The sequence below is a fragment of the Streptomyces sp. NPDC049813 genome (assembly GCF_044465085.1).
GTDB lineage: Bacteria > Actinomycetota > Actinomycetes > Streptomycetales > Streptomycetaceae > Streptomyces.
Window position 1 is genome coordinate 1 of record NZ_JBITLI010000033.1, and the last position, 2,479, is coordinate 2,479.

Consider the following 2,479-nt stretch of genomic DNA (forward strand, 5'->3'; position numbering starts at 1 on the left):
TGCGCGACGCTCCCACGGCTTGTAGGCACACGGTTTCAGGTACTATTTCACTCCGCTCCCGCGGTACTTTTCACCATTCCCTCACGGTACTATCCGCTATCGGTCACCAGGGAATATTTAGGCTTAACGGGTGGTCCCGCCAGATTCACACGGGATTTCTCGGGCCCCGTGCTACTTGGGTGTCTCTTAAACGAGCCGCTGACGTTTCGACTACGGGGGTCTTACCCTCTACGCCGGACCTTTCGCATGTCCTTCGCCTACATCAACGGTTTCTGACTCGTCTCACAGCCGGCAGACTATGAAAAAGAGATCCCACAACCCCGCATACGCAACCCCTGCCGGGTCTCACACGTATACGGTTTGGCCTCATCCAGTTTCGCTCGCCACTACTCCCGGAATCACGGTTGTTTTCTCTTCCTGCGGGTACTGAGATGTTTCACTTCCCCGCGTTCCCTCCACACTGCCTATGTGTTCAGCAGCGGGTGACAGCCCATGACGACTGCCGGGTTTCCCCATTCGGAAACCCCCGGATCAAAGCCTGGTTGACGACTCCCCGGGGACTATCGTGGCCTCCCACGTCCTTCATCGGTTCCTGGTGCCAAGGCATCCACCGTGCGCCCTTAAAAACTTGGCCACAGATGCTCGCGTCCACTGTGCAGTTCTCAAACAACGACCAACCACCCATCACCCCGGGACAACATCCCGAGTGCACTGGGGCCGGCACTGAAGGCGACCTTGCGGCCGTACCTTCAGATACCCAACAGCGTGCCCGACCCGGTCCCGCCCGGAGATCATGTTTTCCACGCTCCGAAGAGCAGTACTCACAGCCTCCGACCCGTGAACCAGATCGAATAGTCAACGTTCCACCCATGAGCAACCAGCATCGAACATTCGCCGATGTACTGGCCTCTGACCCGGACAAGTCCGAGTAAGAAGTGCTCCTTAGAAAGGAGGTGATCCAGCCGCACCTTCCGGTACGGCTACCTTGTTACGACTTCGTCCCAATCGCCAGTCCCACCTTCGACAGCTCCCTCCCACAAGGGGTTGGGCCACCGGCTTCGGGTGTTACCGACTTTCGTGACGTGACGGGCGGTGTGTACAAGGCCCGGGAACGTATTCACCGCAGCAATGCTGATCTGCGATTACTAGCAACTCCAACTTCATGGGGTCGAGTTGCAGACCCCAATCCGAACTGAGACCGACTTTTTGAGATTCGCTCCACCTTGCGGTATCGCAGCTCATTGTATCGGCCATTGTAGCACGTGTGCAGCCCAAGACATAAGGGGCATGATGACTTGACGTCGTCCCCACCTTCCTCCGAGTTGACCCCGGCGGTCTCCTGTGAGTCCCCATCACCCCGAAGGGCATGCTGGCAACACAGAACAAGGGTTGCGCTCGTTGCGGGACTTAACCCAACATCTCACGACACGAGCTGACGACAGCCATGCACCACCTGTACACCGACCACAAGGGGGCGCCTGTCTCCAGACGTTTCCGGTGTATGTCAAGCCTTGGTAAGGTTCTTCGCGTTGCGTCGAATTAAGCCACATGCTCCGCTGCTTGTGCGGGCCCCCGTCAATTCCTTTGAGTTTTAGCCTTGCGGCCGTACTCCCCAGGCGGGGAACTTAATGCGTTAGCTGCGGCACCGACGACGTGGAATGTCGCCAACACCTAGTTCCCACCGTTTACGGCGTGGACTACCAGGGTATCTAATCCTGTTCGCTCCCCACGCTTTCGCTCCTCAGCGTCAGTAATGGCCCAGAGATCCGCCTTCGCCACCGGTGTTCCTCCTGATATCTGCGCATTTCACCGCTACACCAGGAATTCCGATCTCCCCTACCACACTCTAGCCTGCCCGTATCGACTGCAGACCCGGGGTTAAGCCCCGGGCTTTCACAACCGACGTGACAAGCCGCCTACGAGCTCTTTACGCCCAATAATTCCGGACAACGCTTGCGCCCTACGTATTACCGCGGCTGCTGGCACGTAGTTAGCCGGCGCTTCTTCTGCAGGTACCGTCACTTTCGCTTCTTCCCTGCTGAAAGAGGTTTACAACCCGAAGGCCGTCATCCCTCACGCGGCGTCGCTGCATCAGGCTTTCGCCCATTGTGCAATATTCCCCACTGCTGCCTCCCGTAGGAGTCTGGGCCGTGTCTCAGTCCCAGTGTGGCCGGTCGCCCTCTCAGGCCGGCTACCCGTCGTCGCCTTGGTGAGCCATTACCTCACCAACAAGCTGATAGGCCGCGGGCTCATCCTTCACCGCCGGAGCTTTTAACCACCCTCCAGGAGGAGGGAAGTGTTATCCGGTATTAGACCCCGTTTCCAGGGCTTGTCCCAGAGTGAAGGGCAGATTGCCCACGTGTTACTCACCCGTTCGCCACTAATCCACCCCGAAGGGCTTCATCGTTCGACTTGCATGTGTTAAGCACGCCGCCAGCGTTCGTCCTGAGCCAGGATCAAACTCTCCGTGAATGTTTCC

Annotated in this window: 2 rRNA genes; both read right to left on the minus strand. The window is 58.1% G+C overall.

The window, feature by feature from the left end:
- A 23S ribosomal RNA gene (locus tag ACIBW6_RS34825) occupies positions 1-634 on the minus strand; the annotation flags it as partial.
- A gap of 312 nt (positions 635-946) precedes the next feature.
- A 16S ribosomal RNA gene (locus ACIBW6_RS34830) occupies positions 947-2,472 on the minus strand.
- Positions 2,473-2,479: the final 7 nt, after the last annotated feature.